This is a genomic window from Bradyrhizobium sp. RDM12 (assembly GCF_051917485.1).
In the GTDB taxonomy this organism is placed as follows: domain Bacteria; phylum Pseudomonadota; class Alphaproteobacteria; order Rhizobiales; family Xanthobacteraceae; genus Bradyrhizobium.
Map to the genome: position 1 here is coordinate 999567 of NZ_CM133064.1, position 15581 is coordinate 1015147.

The 15581-nt window shown below is 64.0% G+C and carries 13 protein-coding genes and 3 pseudogenes; 7 read left to right on the plus strand and 9 right to left on the minus strand.

The window, feature by feature from the left end:
* Nucleotides 1-152 precede the first annotated feature (152 nt).
* Nucleotides 153-1395 (plus strand): annotated as a pseudogene (locus tag ACTGJ9_RS04705) (S1C family serine protease).
* Nucleotides 1396-1561: 166 nt separating this feature from the next.
* On the opposite strand, the gene ACTGJ9_RS04710 reads toward ACTGJ9_RS04705, so the two are convergent.
* From ACTGJ9_RS04710 to ACTGJ9_RS04725, 4 genes and pseudogenes are all read right to left on the minus strand, one after another.
* Nucleotides 1562-2296: a DUF899 domain-containing protein gene (locus tag ACTGJ9_RS04710; protein WP_456676127.1), complete on the minus strand. Its 735-nt coding sequence runs from the start codon at nt 2294-2296 to the stop codon at nt 1562-1564.
* 16 nt (nt 2297-2312) lie between these two features.
* Nucleotides 2313-2645, minus strand: a pseudogene (locus ACTGJ9_RS04715) (SRPBCC family protein); the annotation flags it as partial.
* Between the two features lie 11 nt (nt 2646-2656).
* Nucleotides 2657-3106, minus strand: coding sequence for an ArsR/SmtB family transcription factor (locus tag ACTGJ9_RS04720; RefSeq protein WP_456676128.1), 450 nt, complete (start codon nt 3104-3106; stop codon nt 2657-2659).
* Nucleotides 3107-3209: 103 nt separating this feature from the next.
* Nucleotides 3210-4184: a Bug family tripartite tricarboxylate transporter substrate binding protein gene (locus tag ACTGJ9_RS04725; protein ID WP_456676129.1), complete on the minus strand. Its 975-nt coding sequence runs from the start codon at nt 4182-4184 to the stop codon at nt 3210-3212.
* A gap of 141 nt (nt 4185-4325) precedes the next feature.
* On the opposite strand from ACTGJ9_RS04725, the gene ACTGJ9_RS04730 reads away from it, so the two are divergent.
* Both ACTGJ9_RS04730 and ACTGJ9_RS04735 read left to right on the plus strand, forming a co-directional pair.
* Nucleotides 4326-4745, plus strand: a complete 420-nt coding sequence (locus tag ACTGJ9_RS04730; RefSeq protein WP_456676130.1) for a VOC family protein — start codon at nt 4326-4328, stop codon at nt 4743-4745.
* Nucleotides 4746-4963: 218 nt separating this feature from the next.
* Complete coding sequence (locus ACTGJ9_RS04735; protein ID WP_456676131.1) at nt 4964-6544, plus strand: ATP-dependent acyl-CoA ligase; 1581 nt, start codon at nt 4964-4966, stop codon at nt 6542-6544.
* 12 nt (nt 6545-6556) lie between these two features.
* On the opposite strand, the gene ACTGJ9_RS04740 is transcribed toward ACTGJ9_RS04735, so the two are convergent.
* The 3 genes from ACTGJ9_RS04740 to ACTGJ9_RS04750 form a co-directional block, all read right to left on the minus strand.
* Nucleotides 6557-7651, minus strand: coding sequence for an HD-GYP domain-containing protein (locus tag ACTGJ9_RS04740; RefSeq protein ID WP_456676132.1), 1095 nt, complete (start codon nt 7649-7651; stop codon nt 6557-6559).
* A 252-nt stretch (nt 7652-7903) separates the two neighbouring features.
* Entirely contained in the window at nt 7904-10189 is a 2286-nt protein-coding gene (locus ACTGJ9_RS04745) for a molybdopterin cofactor-binding domain-containing protein (protein WP_456676133.1), read from the minus strand.
* Complete coding sequence (locus tag ACTGJ9_RS04750) at nt 10186-10677, minus strand: (2Fe-2S)-binding protein (protein WP_194478611.1); 492 nt, start codon at nt 10675-10677, stop codon at nt 10186-10188. The genes ACTGJ9_RS04745 and ACTGJ9_RS04750 overlap by 4 nt, the downstream gene beginning before the upstream one ends.
* A gap of 480 nt (nt 10678-11157) precedes the next feature.
* On the opposite strand from ACTGJ9_RS04750, the pseudogene ACTGJ9_RS04755 reads away from it, so the two are divergent.
* The 4 genes and pseudogenes from ACTGJ9_RS04755 (at nt 11158) to ACTGJ9_RS04770 (ending at nt 13859) form a co-directional block, all read left to right on the plus strand.
* A pseudogene (locus ACTGJ9_RS04755) lies at nt 11158-11921 on the plus strand (alpha/beta fold hydrolase).
* A 23-nt stretch (nt 11922-11944) separates the two neighbouring features.
* Nucleotides 11945-12286: a hypothetical protein gene (locus ACTGJ9_RS04760; protein ID WP_456676134.1), complete on the plus strand. Its 342-nt coding sequence runs from the start codon at nt 11945-11947 to the stop codon at nt 12284-12286.
* Nucleotides 12287-12466: 180 nt separating this feature from the next.
* Nucleotides 12467-13138 (plus strand): dienelactone hydrolase family protein, encoded by a 672-nt coding sequence (locus tag ACTGJ9_RS04765; protein ID WP_456676135.1) that lies wholly within the window; start codon nt 12467-12469, stop codon nt 13136-13138.
* A gap of 238 nt (nt 13139-13376) precedes the next feature.
* A complete protein-coding gene (locus tag ACTGJ9_RS04770) occupies nt 13377-13859 on the plus strand; it encodes a hypothetical protein (RefSeq protein WP_456676136.1) in 483 nt (160 codons plus the stop codon).
* Between the two features lie 142 nt (nt 13860-14001).
* Here ACTGJ9_RS04770 and ACTGJ9_RS04775 read toward each other — a convergent pair whose 3' ends face one another.
* Nucleotides 14002-14742 (minus strand): polysaccharide biosynthesis/export family protein, encoded by a 741-nt coding sequence (locus ACTGJ9_RS04775; protein ID WP_456676137.1) that lies wholly within the window; start codon nt 14740-14742, stop codon nt 14002-14004.
* A gap of 152 nt (nt 14743-14894) precedes the next feature.
* Nucleotides 14895-15551, minus strand: a complete 657-nt coding sequence (gene msrA / locus ACTGJ9_RS04780; RefSeq protein WP_456676138.1) for a peptide-methionine (S)-S-oxide reductase MsrA — start codon at nt 15549-15551, stop codon at nt 14895-14897.
* Between the last annotated feature and the right edge of the window lie 30 nt (nt 15552-15581).

Genomic DNA, 15581 nt, shown 5'->3' on the forward strand with positions numbered 1-15581 from the left:
CCGATCACTTTGTATCGCAAAGTATACCGCGCCACAAAGCAAAGGCAAGCCTGAAGGTCGTCGGCAGGGGACGGATCTAATCGGACAACTGTCGGTTGCGCTGCGCACCCTCCCGCAGATAAGATGAGTTCAAAAGCAATCCGGGGGAAAATATGTGGCTTAAGTCAGTTTTCGTAGGATTTGTTGTTTTGCAGGCGATGCTCGCCGGGTCCGTCCACGCGGCGGGGCCTTTGAATGATCCATGTCGGCAATTGGAACGGCGGGGCCTACACCAATGATTCTGACCGGTGCATTCTCCCACTGTGCCGCGAGTACACCGTACGCAAACGGCATGACTTTGCTTGTCGGCCAGGATTCAAACAATGCGTGGTTGCTCGGCTTTGCCAATCCGGCGTTTCGCTTCAAGACGGGGAGAACCTGACGGTCGACGTGACGTTCGACGGTCAAGCCGAGGTAAGACTCTTCGCAACCGCGTTTTCCGAGATCATGGTCTCGGCAGTTCTGCCGACGAACGTCGCTCGCGCTTTCCAGAAGGCGAGTCTGATGGTTGCAGTGGCGAGAGGCACGCCTTTTCAATTCAGTTCGACATCAACTGCGCCGTTGGTCGCAGCGGTCACCAATTGCGTGACTCGAGTCAAGGCGGACGGGGTGGACAAGGCTGGCGACTTTACCAAAGGCGCGGCGAAGCCGGCCGCCACGGCGGAGAAGCAAGGCGCGCCGCCGGCCAGCAAGTCCGTCAAAGCCAAGAGCGGCACCGGATTCGTGGTGAGCGCCAACGGGCACATCGTGACCAACAACCATGTGATCGAGGGTTGCAGCGAGCTCAAGGGTAACCTCACCGGCGAGGCCGCGATGATGTTGCGCGTCGTATCGAGCGACGCGAACAACGATCTCGCGCTATTGCAGGCGCCGTCGACGGCAACGTTCAAAGGGTTTGCCCGGATCCGTGACCGCTCGATCCGATCCGGCGATTCCGTCGTTGCGATCGGCTTTCCGTTTCACGGGCTGCTGACTTCGGACTTCACCGTGACGACGGGCATTGTGAGCTCGCTTAGCGGCATGCGCAACGATCTGCGCTTCCTGCAAATCAGTGCGCCCGTGCAGCCCGGCAACAGCGGAGGCCCATTGTTCGACACGACTGGTCAGATCGTCGGCGTCGTCACCGGGAAGCTCGATGGATTGCGAGTCGCCGTCGCAACCGGCAGCATCCCCGAAAACATCAACTTCGCCATCAAGACCGGCGCGCTGCGCGACTTCCTCGACAACTCCGTGGTGCCCTATCAGACCGCCGAACCGAAGGCCGAGCTCAAGACCACCGACATCGCCGGTAATGCGCGGCCCTATACGATGCTGATCTCGTGTAACGGGACCGAGCAGGCCGACGCGAAGAAATAAAAAGCAGGGTGGGCAGCCGCGCCAATCGCCACTGTCATTCCCCGCGAAGGCGGGGAATCCAGTACGCCGCGGCGTGTCGAATCAATCACCGCCGTCTCGGAGTACTGAATCGCCCGATCAAGGTCGGGCGATGACACCGTTCACATGGACAGAGCGGACCCACCCCTCACCCGTGGCAGCACGTGCCCTTCGCCTGCGGCTCGTACTGGTCGTGCAGGCGGACCCAGTCCATCGGATAGGGCAGACCCTCCTCGTGACGGCCGAGCGGGGTGAGATCGAGATATTGATAGGCCGCGTTCATCATGTCGAGACCGCGGGCGAAGCAGGAATAGGTGTGAAAGATCTCGCCGGCCTCATTGCGATAGAACACGCTGATGCCGGGCAGCTCCGGGCCATAGAACGGCGTGGTGCCGAAATTGTATCTCGGGACGCCCTGATCGATCTGCTCGCGCGTGAACGAGACCTCGTAATCATAGTTGAAGTCGGTGTCGCCTGAAGACACCCAGTCAAAGCTCCAGCCCATGCGCTGCTTGAACGCCTCGAGCTTTTCTATTGATGCCAGCGAGATCGCGACCACGGTGGTGTCGCGCGCCGCCAGATGCGGCACCATGCGCTCGAGACCGTCGGCCCAGAACGAGCAGCTCTTGCAGGCGGCGTCCCAGTCGGGCGCGAACATCACGTGCTGAACCACGAGCTGCGGGCGGCCCTTGAAGAGATCGCCAAGCGTGACCTTGCCGTTCGGTCCATCGAACAGATAGCTCTTGTCGACCTTCACCCAAGGCAATGCGCGGCGCTCCTCGGCAAGGCGTTCGCGGGCCCGGCTCAACTCCTTCTCATGCGCCAGATGGGTTTTGCGGGCGGCGATCCATTGCTCGCGCGAGACGATCTGATGTTGCTGCATGATGTCCTCCTTGCGGTCAGGCGACAAAGGTGTCGAGTTTGTCGAAGAACGAGCTCCAGCCACGCTGGTGGTTGTCGCGCGCGGTTTCGTCGAAGAACTGAGCGTGATGGAAAATCATCAGCGTGCCGGCGCTGTCAGGCCTCAGCGTGATCGTCACCAGCGATCTGCGTTCCGGCGTCGAATGCCAGGCCCAGGTGAAGACCAGCCGCTCGTTCGGCACGACCTCGCGATAGAGGCCGCCCGCCTCGAAATATTCGCCGTCCTCGCGGGTGAAGGACATGCGGTAGCGGCCACCGGAGCGAACATCGAGGTCGGCGTTCAGCGTCGCCGGCTTCATGTTCGGCGGCCCGAACCATTGTACTAGCTGTTCGGCTTGCGTCCAGGCGGCGAAGACCTTTTCCGGCCGCGCGCGGAGCCGGCGCGTGAGCGTGAGGCTTGGACCTTCGGTTGCGCGGTCGGCGGCATTGGCGGCTGCATTGACCATGGTTTGTCCTCCACAAAGGCGGCAAGGCGGTCGAAGCTCTCGGACCAGAATTGCGCGTAGCGATTGAGCCAGTTCATCGCCCGCTCCATCGGCTGCGCGGTAAGCCGGCAGGAGACCGTGCGTCCGGTCTTCTCGCGCACGATCAGGCCCGCATCGTTGAGCACGTCGAGATGCTTCATGATCGCCGGCAGCGAGATCGGGAACGGCGCCGCCAGCTCGCTCACCGAGCTGTCCTTTTCGCCAAGACGCGCGAGCAGCGCGCGCCGCGTCGGATCGGACAGCGCCGCAAAGGTACGATCGAGCGTCTCGTCCTGATACTTAACCATAGGGTTTAGTATAGGCGCAAACGCCATCCCGTCAAGCGGGAACCACGCAGGATAAAAGCCCCGCCTTGCGGCGGGGCTCCGTGTCCGGTCAATCAGAAGAGTGCTACTCGACCTTGAGGCCGGCGAATTCAACAACCTTCTTCCACTTCGCGGTCTCGGCCTCGATCTCCTGACCGAATGCCTCCGGCGTCAGCACCAGCGGATCGCCGCCGAGCTCGACCAGCCGCTTGGTCATGTCGGGCTCCTTCATGAGCGTGTTGATCTCGTTGTTGAGCTTGGCGATCATGTCCTTGGGCATGTTCTTCGGCGCACCCATGCCGAACAGCGCGCTTGCCTCGTAGTCCTTCACGGTCTCGCCGATCGCAGGCACGTCCGGAAGCTGCGGCGAGCGATGCGCCGTGGTGACGCCGAGCGCGCGAAGCGAGCCGGAGCGGATGTGCTGGATGATAGAGGGCATGTTGTCGAAGATCACCTGCACCTGGCCGCCGAGCATGTCGGTGATCGCGGGCGCAGCACCGCGATAGGGCACGTGCTGCATCTTGCAGCCGGTCATCGCCATGAACATTTCGCCGGACAGATGCACCGAGGTGCCGTTGCCGGAGGAGGCCATGTTCACCTTACCAGGATTGGCCTTCACGTATGCGATGAACTCGGCGACACTCTTGGCCGGCACGTCGTTGTTGACGGTCATCACGTTCGGCACGCGCTGGAAAGCGGCGATCGGCGCGATGTCGCGGACGAAGTTGAACTTGAGATTGGCGTAGAGCGTGGCGTTGATGTAGTTCGCCGGATTGACCAGCAAGACGGTATAGCCGTCGGGCTCGGCATTCACGACGGATTCGGTACCGATGTTGTTGCCGGCACCCGGCTTGTTCTCGATTACGAATTGTTGGCCGAGCCGCTCCGAGAGCCGCTGGCCGATCAAGCGCGCCAGGATGTCGGTGGCGCCGCCCGGCGGATAGCCGACCACGAACTTCACCGGCCGGGACGGATAGTCGGCGGCGAAGGCTTTCGACAGCGGGCTGGCTGCAAGAGGCGTGGCGGCAAGCAGGCCCAGCGCGGAACGGCGAGTGATCATCTCAAGGGTTCTCCGAGTGTTGTTCTTGGAAGGACGTTGTTCTTGAAGGCCGGATAGCTTGATCGTGGCGTCAGCGGCGTTGTAACAAAGCCCGCCAGGCGCGGAAAGTGCGCAACGTTCATGGCGACGAAAGGATAAGGCATGCCGGTCAAGGTCGAGGCCCTCGATCACCTCGTGATCAACGTCGCCGACATCGCGATTACCACCGAGTGGTATCGCAAGATCCTCGGCATGGAAGTCAAGGTGTTCGACCCCGGCGGCGGCAAAGCGCCGCGGACCTCGCTTCAGTTTGGTCAACAGAAGATCAACGTCCGGCCGCGCGACGCCGACAAGGTGGAGTGGTTCACCGCCGACCACCAGACCGCGGGCAGCGAGGATCTGTGCTTCCTCACCTCGGCGGCGCCCGACGAGGTGGTAGCGCATTTGCAGGCACATGGCGTCGCGATCGAGGAAGGCCCGGCTCCCAAGCAAGGCGCCCGCGGCACGCTGCGCTCGGTCTATTGTCGGGATCCGGACGGCAGCCTGATCGAGATTTCGTCTTACGAGGACGGCAACCGGTAGGCGACGCCGCGCGCCCCAAACACCGTCATATGAGCGTAGCGAAGCAATCCCGATTGCCTCCGCGGCGACAGCCTGGATTGCTTCGTCGCAAGGGCTCCTCGCAATGACGGGGAGAGAGTGCGGATATGCTCGATTTGCGCCCCGCGCCATCCGATGGCAGGAAGACGCAATCATCAAAAGGCAGCCGCCATCAAGATGCAGGCTGCATGGGAGGATTCATGGCATATCAACAGACTGCAGCCGGAATCGTGGGTCCGTTCGACGGGCTCGACGTGCCATGGCTGCTGAAGATGCGGGCCGGGGTGCGCCGCGATCATCCGTTCCTGATCTGGGCGCCGTTCGAGGCGCCGGCGCGGCGCTGGAGCTATGGCGAGTTTCATGAGCGGGTCGGTGCGCTCGCGGCAGGGCTCGCCAGACGCGGCGTGAAGCCGGGCGAATACGTGCTCATTCATCTCGACAATTGCATCGAGGCACTGCTGGCCTGGTTTGCCTGCGTAGAACTCGGCGCCATCGCGGTCACCACCAACACGCGCTCGGCGCCGGCGGAGATCGAATATTTCGCCGATCATTGCGGCGCGGTCGCAGCGATCACGCAGCCGGCCTATGCGGAGATCGTTGCGCGGAACTGCCGCAACATTCGCTGGATGGCGGTGACCTCGCACGACGCCGGAGCCGCGCCCGCGCAAACCGTTTCACGCGGCGACAGCTTTGAGGCGCTGTTCGCCGACAGCGCGGATCGCCCCAAGCGCGCCATCGATCCGCTCGCGCCATGCAGCGTGCAATACACGTCGGGCACGACATCGCGGCCGAAGGCGGTGCTCTGGACCCACGCCAACGCGCTGTGGGGCGCCAAGATCAATGCCGCGCACGAGGACCTTCACGCCGGCGACGTGCACCAGACTTATCTGCCGCTGTTCCACACCAATGCGCTGGCCTATTCCATGCTGGCGGCGCTGTGGGTCGGGGCGACTTGCGTGATCCAGCCGCGCTTCTCCGCGAGCCGATTCTGGCGCGTTGCGCGCGAGCACGGCTCGACATGGACCTCAACGATCCCGTTCTGCATGAAGGCGCTGCTCGAGCAGGACATCCCCAGGGACCACAAATTCCGTCTGTGGGGCACGGCAGTGAACGAGCCGCCCGCGTTTGCGGCGTTCGGCGTCAAGATCATCGGCTGGTGGGGCATGACCGAGACCATCACCCACGGCATCATCGGCGAGGTCGACCAGCCCAACGTCCCGATGTCGATCGGCCGCGCGGCGCCGGAATATCAGATCCGCATCACCGACGATGACGGGCGGCCGGCCGCGGTCGGCGACACCGGCAATCTCTCGATCAAGGGCATCCCCGGCCTGTCGCTGTTTGCCGAATATCTGCACAACGAGACGGCGACGCGCGAGAGCTTCGACGAACACGGCTTCTTCATCACCGGCGATCGCGTCACGCTGCTGGAAAACGGCTTCATCAAGTTCGGCGACCGCGCCAAGGACATGCTGAAGGTCGGCGGCGAGAACGTGGCGGCCTCCGAGATCGAGCAGGTGATCGCAATCGTGCCCGGCGTACGCGAGGCGGCCGTGGTGGCGAAGAAACATCCGATGCTGGACGAGGTGCCGGTCGTGTTCATCATCCCGCATGGCGGCGTCGCGGGCGCCGCGCCGGATCTGCGGGACAGCGTGATGGCGGCCTGCCGCAACGGCCTCGCCGACTTCAAGGTGCCGCGCGAGATCAGGCTTGTCGACGACATGCCGCGCTCGACGCTCGAGAAGGTCGCGAAGGCGGAATTGCGGAAGATGCTGGGCTAGCACGGCGCCGGCTCAGAACGACCCCAGCGCCACCGGGCGGAACGCCTGCAGCAGTTGCTGGTCGAGCTTGCCGCCCATGCCTTCCATCATCGTGAACGCACGCGAGTGCGTGAAGGGCATGCGGTAGGCCCGCTTCTCCACCAGGGCTGCGTAGATATCGACGATCGTCGTCAGCCGCACGATGTCGCTGATCTGGTTCGACGACAGGGCGTTGGGATAGCCGCTGCCGTCGAGGAATTCGTGGTGATGCAGCACGACATCCAGCATCTCCGGCGGGAAGCCGCCCTGGGCTGCGAGCGCGTCATAGCCGCGGCGCGGATGCTGGCGGACCTCGGCCATCTCCTCGTCGGTGAGCTTGCCGGGCTTGTCGAGCAGATCGGAGGGAACGAAGGCCTTGCCGACATCGTGCAGCAGGGCGGCACGGGTCAGCCGGCGCTGGTCGTCCTCGCGCATGCCGAGATGCTGCGCGAAGGAAACCGCAAAGCCGGTGACGAACAGGCAATGGCGATAGCTGCCGACATGGTGGCAGCCGACGGTGGTGAGCCATTCGCGCAGCGAGGAGTGCTTGATCGCCTTCAGTATCTTGCTCTCGGCCGCGATGATGTCGTCGAACGTCAGGGGAATACCGAGCGGCAGCTTCTCGAACATCTTCTTCAGCACCGCATGCGCCGCCTCGACGCCGCGGTTGAGCGTCTTGCCGCGATCGGTCGCATCATAGGTCGTCGTATCGGGGAACGCGGCGCGGATGCGCTGCAGGATCGCGTCGGGCTGAAGCGGCCGCGAGATGGTGTCGGTCGCTCCGAGCGCCCAGGCCTGCATGCTGCCGTGATGCAGGGCGTCGGCCAGCACGAACAGCCGCGGCATCGCGCGATAGGCATCGCCGCGCAGCTTGTTGCGCACCCGCTGCACGCTTTCGGGCGAGCGCAGGTTGATGTCGACCACGAGGCCGGACAGATCGCGCGACGGCTGCTCGGGGATGTCCTGCGTCGTCACCGTCGAGACATCGCCGACCGCCTTCAAGATGCCGGCGAGCTCGGTGCTCGCATCGCTCCGGTCGGAGGCGAGCAGAAGCCGGCGTTTGGCGGCGGATTTGGCTGGCGCGTTCATGGCTTCCCCAAAGGCACGGGAGTGTATTTGGCGCGAGCCTAAGCCGGATCAGGTTCTCCGGCCCTTAAGAGGCGTGCTCTACGGAACCTGCCGGAATTGCGCGCAATTTTACGAATCTTCGTTCCAATCAACGGACGAAAACAACCCCATGCACAGTAGAAGGGTCATTGAAAACACTGGCTTTTCTGAAATGAAAAATCCGCCGGAGGCTGCCCTCCGGCGGATCATCTCACGTCACGATCAAGCCTGGCCTTACGCCTTCATCGCCCCCTTCACGGCCTCGGCCGTGATCGGCAGCGCCCGGATGCGGGCGCCGGAGGCGTTGAAGATGGCGTTGCCGATGGCCGGCGCCACCACCGTCACCGCGGGCTCGCCGACGCCGGTGGCCTTCTCGCCATTGGCGATCACGGCGACCGCGACCTCCGGCATCTGGCTCATGCGCAGGGGCGTGTAGCCATCGAAATTGGTCTGTTCGATGCCACCGTCCTTCAGCGTCGCCTTCTCGTACAAGGCCAGCGACAGGCCCCACAATGCCGCGCCCTCGACCTGGGCACGGATGTTGTCGGGATGCACCTGCGTGCCGACATCGGTCGCGACCGTGAGCTTCTTCACGGTCACTTCGCCCGACGGCGCCACCGCGACATGCGCGACGCAGGCGGTCCAGCTTGCGGTCGCACGTTCCTGCGACGACACGCAGGCCACGCCCATGCCTTCTCCCTTGGGGAGTTTCTTGGTGCCGTAGCCGGCGAGGCCCGTCGCGGCCAGCAGCGTGTTGCGCAGCCGCTGCGCGCCGCCGTCGTTCTTGCCGGCGCCGTCGAGCAGCGAGATGCGGTATTGCGCCGGATCCTTGCCGGCCGCAGCCGCGATCTCGTCGATCATGCTTTCGACCGCCCAGAAGGTCCAGCCCGGCGCCACCGAACGGAGCTGACCGGACGGGGTTGCGTTGTGCGCCATCTCGTTCTTGATCGCCCGCACATAATGGTTCGGCACGGTGTAGAAGAAGTCCGACCCGTTCACCGTGAACGCATCGAGCGGCCCCTTCTTGTCGACCGAGGGCGACAGGAAATCGGGGATGCCCCAGCGCTGGGTGGGCCAGGCCGAGACCACGTCGTGGCTGAGTGCGACCAGCTTGCCGTCGCCGTCCAAACCGGCTTTCACTTTCTGGTAGGTGAGCGGACGCGAGAAATCCATCGTCATGTCGTTCTCGCGCGTGTAGATCACCTTCACCGGCTTGCCCACGGCCTTGGCCGCCTGCACTGCCGGCACCATCATGTCGGCGTCGAGTCTGCGGCCGAAACCGCCGCCGAGCCACAGCTGGTGCATCACCACAAACTTCGGATCGATCCCGGCCGCACCGGCCGCAATCGCGCCGGAGCGGGTCGCGAACTGGTTGCCGGAATAGATGTGGAGAATGTCGCCCTTGAACTCCGCGGTGGCATTCATCGGCTCCATCGGCGCGTGGATGTTGATGCTGGTGGTGTATTCCGCCTCCAGCACCTTGGCCGCCGTGCCGAGAGCGGCCGCGGGATCGCCGTCCTTGACGAAGAACTGGCCGGAATCATCGAGCTTCTGAAGCCGCTTGGCTTCCTCGAGCAGCGACTCACTCGATACCTTCGCATTCGGGCCGCCGTCATAGCTGACCTTCAGCGCCGCCGCCGCCTTCTTGGCGTTGGCATAGGTGTTGGCGACCGCAACCACCCAGCCGGTCGTGGTCTGGGTCTTGTCGTCGAGGGCGACGGCCTTGATGAAGCCCGGCACCTTCTTCGCATCGCTGTCGTCGACCGATTTCACCGTGGCGCCGTAGCGCACCGGCGGCGTCACCACCGCGCCATAGACCATGCCCGGAAGCATCACGTCGATGCCATACTTGGCCGTGCCGTTGGTCTTGGAGGGGATGTCGATCTGCGGCACCGACACGCCGATCATGGTGTACTGATCCGGCGTCTTCAGCTTGATCGCCTTCAGCTCGTCGGGCGTGAACGTCTTGGTCGCCTTGCCGCTCTTGACGACATCGGCGAACGACATCTGCTTTTTCGATTTCGCATGCACGATCATGGAATCGCGCACGGCGAGCTCGCCTGCCGGTACGCCCATCGCGGCGGCGGCACCTTCGGTCAACGCCATGCGTCCGGCGGCGCCCGCCCGGCTCATCGCGTCGAAATTCATCATGGTCGACCAGCTGCCGCCGGTGATCTGCGCCCCCAGCACGGGGTCGTTGAATTTCGGATCGTTGGAGGCGAGGTTGACCCGCATGTCGCTCCACTTCGCGCCCAGCTCCTCGCAGACGATCTGCGCCATGGTGGAGGCGATGTGCTGGCCCATGTCGGCCTTGCCGCAGGTTACGGTGACCAGGCCATCGGGCGAGATCGCGTACCAGACGCTCGGCTCGAAATTGGCGGGAGCCGCAGCGAGCGCTTCGCCGACGCCAGGCACGCCGGCATAGCCGAGCACGAGGCCGGTCGCGGCGGTGCCGACCAGGAAGGAGCGGCGGCTGAGATCTGATGTCTCGGGGGTGACGTTCTTCACGTGCTGATTCATGTGTGCCTCCGCTCGTTGCCGGCGGCGGATGCAGTGCGCATCTCGGTGGCGGCGCGCATGATTGCCTTCTGGATCCGCGAATAGGTCATGCAACGGCAGAGATTGCCATCCATATGGGCCACGACCTCTTCCTTGGTCGGATTGGCGTTCTTCGCCAGCAGCGAAGCCGCCTGCATGATCTGGCCGGACTGGCAGTAGCCGCATTGCGGCACCTGCTCGGCGATCCACGCCTTCTGCAGCGGATGATCACCCTTGGCGGAAAGACCTTCGATGGTGGTGATCTTCTTGCCGGCGACGTCGCCGACCATGGTCTGACACGAGCGCACGGCTTCGCCGTTGACGTGCACGGTGCAGGCACCGCACAGGCCGGCACCGCAGCCGAATTTCGTGCCGGTCATCTGCAATTGTTCGCGGATGGCCCAAAGGAGCGGCGTGTCGTTTGCCGCATCCACGGACATGCTCCGCCCGTTGATGGTGAGCGTTGGCATAGGCGTCTTCCCCTGCCGGTGCAATGAAGCCGCTTACGGCGGCAACTTGTGTAGCGGACACCCACCGGGTCGGCGGCCGCCTTGTCCGCAAGAATGATCGCGTTCTCGCGCGGAGGCAAATGCAATTTGGAATCGATCGAAACTATCGCGGCGTCCGCTTTGTTGTGCATTGCGACAACAGCACTGACGCTAGCGACTGGACACAACAAGCAGTGCGTTCAGCATGCATGCCACAGCGACGAGGCAGTTTCCTCCGAGTAACCTCGCGGGCTAGGATAGGCGAGGAGCCAGAATAATAATAATAAGGTCGTAGTTCGTAGGGTAGGCAAAGGCGCGCTCTTCGCGCCGTGCCCACCATCTCCCCACGTCTGCAACAGAAGTGGTGGGCACGCTACGCTTTGCCCACCCTACAAATTCTCGCACAAGGGGGCGAGGGTGCATCGTGGTTAGAATAAACAAGAACAACAAGGGCGGAAAACAATGCCAAGGATCGATCGGGACGGCGTCGGGATCTTCTATGAAGTGCATGGCGACGGGCCGCCGCTGCTGGTCACCCACGGCTATTCCTCGACCTCGGCGATGTGGCATGGGCAGATCGATGCTCTCGCGAAGGACCACAAGTTGATCCTGTGGGACATGCGCGGCCACGGCCAGTCCGATTATCCCGATGATCCCAACGCCTATAGCGAAGCTCTCACCATCGGCGACATGGCGGCGATCCTTGATGCCGTCGGCGCCAGGCGCGCCATCATCGGCGGGCTGTCGCTCGGCGGCTACATGTCGCTCGCGTTCTATCGCGCTCATCCGACGCGCACGCAGGCGCTGCTGATCATCGACACCGGCCCCGGTTTCAAGAAGGAGGACGCGCGCGAGGCCTGGAATGCGCGTGCGCTCGCCACCGCCGACAAGCTCGATCGTGAAGGCCTCGACGTGCTGAAGGCGGCGACGCGTGAGCGCGCCACCGCCAGCCATCGCAATGCCAAGGGGCTGGCGCTAGCCGCGCGCGGCATGCTGACCCAGCGCGATGCCAAAGTGATGGAGTTGCTGCCCGACATCAAGGTGCCGTCGCTGATCGTGGTCGGCGCCGACGACACCCCGTTCCTGGCGGCGTCCGACTACATGACGGCAAAGATCCCCGGCGCACAAAAAATCGTGATCCCTGCGGCCGGGCACGCCGTCAACATCGATCAGCCCAAGGCTTTGTTGACGCCGTGGTGCCTTTCCTGAAGAACTTGCCGGGATAGGCGGTCATACGGGGATCACGGCAATGAACCGGGCAATCCTGGCTGCGGGCGCAGCGCTTCTCTCGATGACAGCGTCGGTGCAGGCCGAGCCGTTCGGCACGATGCCGCTGCGCCGTCCCTTCGTCGACACCTTGTCGAACAACACGCCGCTGGCGTTCGGGATGGATGCGGAGCAGACCGCGCACGCCCTCGGACAGCCCTTGCAATACGTCAAAGGGCGCCCCGGCAACGAGATCTATCTCGCGCTTCGCAATATCGGCGGCAGTGGATTGATCCCTTACCGCCACCGCCTGTTCCTGCAATTCCGTCATGGCCGGCTGGCAGGATGGAAGGAGGATTACGGCGAGAACTGGATGTGGGAGTGAGCGCGGCGGCGCAACCGCCTCCCCTCATCCTGAGGAGCTTGCGAAGCAAGCGTCTCGAAGGATGAAAGGCCCCGCTGTTACGTCACGGGCCTCGATCCTTCGAGACGCGCGCAAGGGGCGCGCTCCTCAGGATGAGGCGAGAGAGCACTGATTTCGGATCGACAAGCAAGGACAACCCGCGTGGGACAAGACATCAAACTGACGGCCTCGGACAATTTCCAGCTTGGCGCGTATCGCGCCGATCCCGCGGGCAGCCCGAAGGGCGCGGTGGTGGTGATCCAGGAGATTTTTGGCGTCAATCATCACATCCGGTCGGTCTGCGACCGTCTGGCAGGCGAAGGTTATGTCGCGATCGCGCCGTCGATCTTCGATCGCACGTCGCCGGGCTTCCAGTCGGGCTATACGCCCGATGAAATCACGGAGGCGCGCAAATTCGTCGCCAATCCCGATTGGGATGCGATGCTGCGCGACACGCAAGCCGCGATCGATGCGGTGAAGAGCGTCGGCCCGGTCGGCATCATCGGCTTCTGCCTCGGCGGCAGCATCGCCTTTGTCGCGGCGACGCGGCTCACCGGCCTCAAGGCTGCGATCGGCTATTACGGCGGCGCCGTCGTGCGGTTTGCGGATGAGACACCGAAGGTGCCGACGCAGCTGCATTTCGGCGAGAAGGATGCCGGCATTCCGTTGACCGACGTCGAGACCGTCAAGGCGAAGCGGCCTGACGTCGAGGTCTTCACCTATCCGAATGCCCAGCATGGTTTCCATTGCGACGAGCGGCCGAGCTACGACAAGGCCAGCTCCGAGATCGCCTGGCCGCGCAGCCTGGCCTTTTTCGCGAAGCATTTGAAATAGCGCCTGTCCTTCCGGGATGCGCCGCAAAGCGGTGCAGGCCCGGAATCCATCAGGCGACGGAGTTGGTGGCGCGATGGATTCTCTGATGCGCAATTGTGCATCATAGCTCGCGACTTCGTCGCGCCCCCGAATGACGAGAGGAGAGAATTGCGCCGCCCCAGAGCAGAAATCGGGTGGTTGCGGCATGGCGCGCGGCGATAGAGCTGGCTGATCACGCAGTTCACGCCGGGAGAGCGTCATGCAGCAGGCCAACACGAACATCATCATTCGCAATCCGTTCGGCACCATGGACGTACCGGAACCCGGCGATTCCGAAATCATGCATTATGCCATCACCGCTTCGCTGGCTGGTGACGCCGCCGACGCCAATGCGGCGCATTGGGCATCCATTCCCGCAGCATCCGATCCGCTCGACGGCGCCTGGGCGAGCTGCTGGAACGGCGGCGCCGATCCGACCATCACCGGCGATACGCCTGAGACTTGGAAACAGGGCCGCGCGGAGGTCCGTGTCATGGGCGAACGGATCTACCTGCGATTCGATTGGGACCAGGGCCGGCGGCACGGACTGATCGATGCGGCACGCGAGAGCGGCAATGGTCTGGTCGGGAAGTACATCAACCTCACCAATCCCGCGATCGTGCGGCCATGGATCGGAGTGGTCGTCGATGCCACGCGGATTGACGGCTGCTTTCCGAACGGGCGGCTGGATTTTCGGAGGTGAGGTGCGGACGTAGCGCACCCAATCTCTCGTCACGTCATTCCGGGACGCGACGAAGTCGCGGGCCCGGAATCCATCGTGCGTCAGAGTTGGTGGAGAAATGGATTCCGGGCTCGCGCTATGCGCGCCCCGGAATGACAGCGAGCTAGAACCAGCGCTCGGCGACGAACACGGTGTCGCCGGGACCGACCGGCGTGCCGAGCGGCACGACAGCGCGCATGGCGCCGCCGCCTTCGGCGTGCGTGACGGTGACCACGTCGCGCTTGGCGCGCGGCGAGAAACCGCCGGCGATAGCGACTGCACTCTCGACCGTCATGTTGGGCACGTAAGGATATTGGCCGGGCGCTGCGACTTCGCCGAGGATGAAGAACGGGCGGTAAGACTCGATCTCCACGGCGACCGACGGCTCGCGGATGTAGCCGTTGCGCAAGCGCGCGGCGATTTCACCGGCGAGCCCCGCGGTGGTGCGGCCACGCGCCGGCACCGCGCCGATCAGCGGCATGGTGATGGAGCCGCCGGCGTCGATGGCGTAGCTGTTGGTGAGGCCTTCCTGGCCATAGACCACGACGCGCAGCTTGTCGCCGGCATCGAGGTGGTAGGAGGCGTCGTAGCGCACGGGTGCCGCCATTATCGGCGCCGCATAGGCGACCGGCACGGGGGCGGGACTCGACGCAAAGGAATTGCTGAGGGCCGCAATGGCGCCACCGCCGTTGTCGGCCACGACGACCGGCGGCGGTGCGCTATAGGGCTGGCCATAGGCCATGGCGTCGAGATCGGGACGGGGCTGCACATATGCGACGGAGCCGGTGGTCTGCATGCAGCCGCCCAGGCCCAGCGCGGCGGACGCTGCCAGGATCGACCATCGAAACGCGCGTGCAACCGGCACCGGAGCCATCCCTCGGAACGAGACAGCTCCAGTGATGCACCGGTTATGGTTAACAAAGGGTTGAGGGGCGTGGGACGTGGAATAGCGCTACGAGCGCGGTGCGTCCCCCGCCTGCTTGCAAGCGGGAGAGGTGCACCGACACTGCGGCTCGCCTACGCGCTCACACCCACACCGATGGGGCATGACACGCCGGTGCCGCCGAGGCCGCAATAGCCGGCGGGATTCTTCGCCAGATATTGCTGATGATAGTCCTCGGCGAAATAGAATTCGCCCGCCGGTGCGATCTCGGTGGTGATGCCGCCGAGACCCTTTGCAGCGAGCGCCCTCTGATAGAGCGCCTTCGACTCCAAGGCCGCTTTCTGCTGCGCGTCGGAGGTCGTGTAGATCGCGCTGCGATACTGCGTGCCGAAATCGTTGCCCTGGCGCATGCCCTGCGTCGGGTTGTGGTTCTCCCAGAACGTCTTCAGGAGCGCCTCGTAGGAGATCTTGTTCGGATTGAACACGACCCGCACCACTTCGGTGTGGCCGGTGCGTCCCGAACAGGTCTCTTCATAGGTCGGGTTCGGCGTGTGACCGCCGGCATAACCGACGGCAGTCGTGTGGATGCCCTCGCCGAGCTCCCAGAATTTGCGCTCGGCGCCCCAGAAGCAGCCGAGCCCGAACACGGCCTGCTCGAGGCCCGCGGGATAAGGCGGCGCGAGCTTCGTGCCTTTGACGAAATGAGTGGTCGCCGTCGGAATCGGTTGCGCCCGGCCGGGCAGCGCTTCAGCTGCGCTCGGCAGTGCGGTGGTCTTGCGCATGAACAGCATGATTGGATCTCCGGGGAACGAGCTGTCGCG

Coding starts and splice junctions, on each gene's coding strand:
- ACTGJ9_RS04710 (WP_456676127.1), bottom strand. CDS start 2,296: ATGCAGCAACATCAGATCGTCTCGCGCGAGCAATGGATCGCCGCCCGC.
- ACTGJ9_RS04720 (WP_456676128.1), bottom strand. CDS start 3,106: ATGGTTAAGTATCAGGACGAGACGCTCGATCGTACCTTTGCGGCGCTG.
- ACTGJ9_RS04725 (WP_456676129.1), bottom strand. CDS start 4,184: ATGATCACTCGCCGTTCCGCGCTGGGCCTGCTTGCCGCCACGCCTCTT.
- ACTGJ9_RS04730 (WP_456676130.1), top strand. CDS start 4,326: ATGCCGGTCAAGGTCGAGGCCCTCGATCACCTCGTGATCAACGTCGCC.
- ACTGJ9_RS04735 (WP_456676131.1), top strand. CDS start 4,964: ATGGCATATCAACAGACTGCAGCCGGAATCGTGGGTCCGTTCGACGGG.
- ACTGJ9_RS04740 (WP_456676132.1), bottom strand. CDS start 7,651: ATGAACGCGCCAGCCAAATCCGCCGCCAAACGCCGGCTTCTGCTCGCC.
- ACTGJ9_RS04745 (WP_456676133.1), bottom strand. CDS start 10,189: ATGAATCAGCACGTGAAGAACGTCACCCCCGAGACATCAGATCTCAGC.
- ACTGJ9_RS04750 (WP_194478611.1), bottom strand. CDS start 10,677: ATGCCAACGCTCACCATCAACGGGCGGAGCATGTCCGTGGATGCGGCA.
- ACTGJ9_RS04760 (WP_456676134.1), top strand. CDS start 11,945: ATGAACCGGGCAATCCTGGCTGCGGGCGCAGCGCTTCTCTCGATGACA.
- ACTGJ9_RS04770 (WP_456676136.1), top strand. CDS start 13,377: ATGCAGCAGGCCAACACGAACATCATCATTCGCAATCCGTTCGGCACC.
- msrA (WP_456676138.1), bottom strand. CDS start 15,551: ATGCTGTTCATGCGCAAGACCACCGCACTGCCGAGCGCAGCTGAAGCG.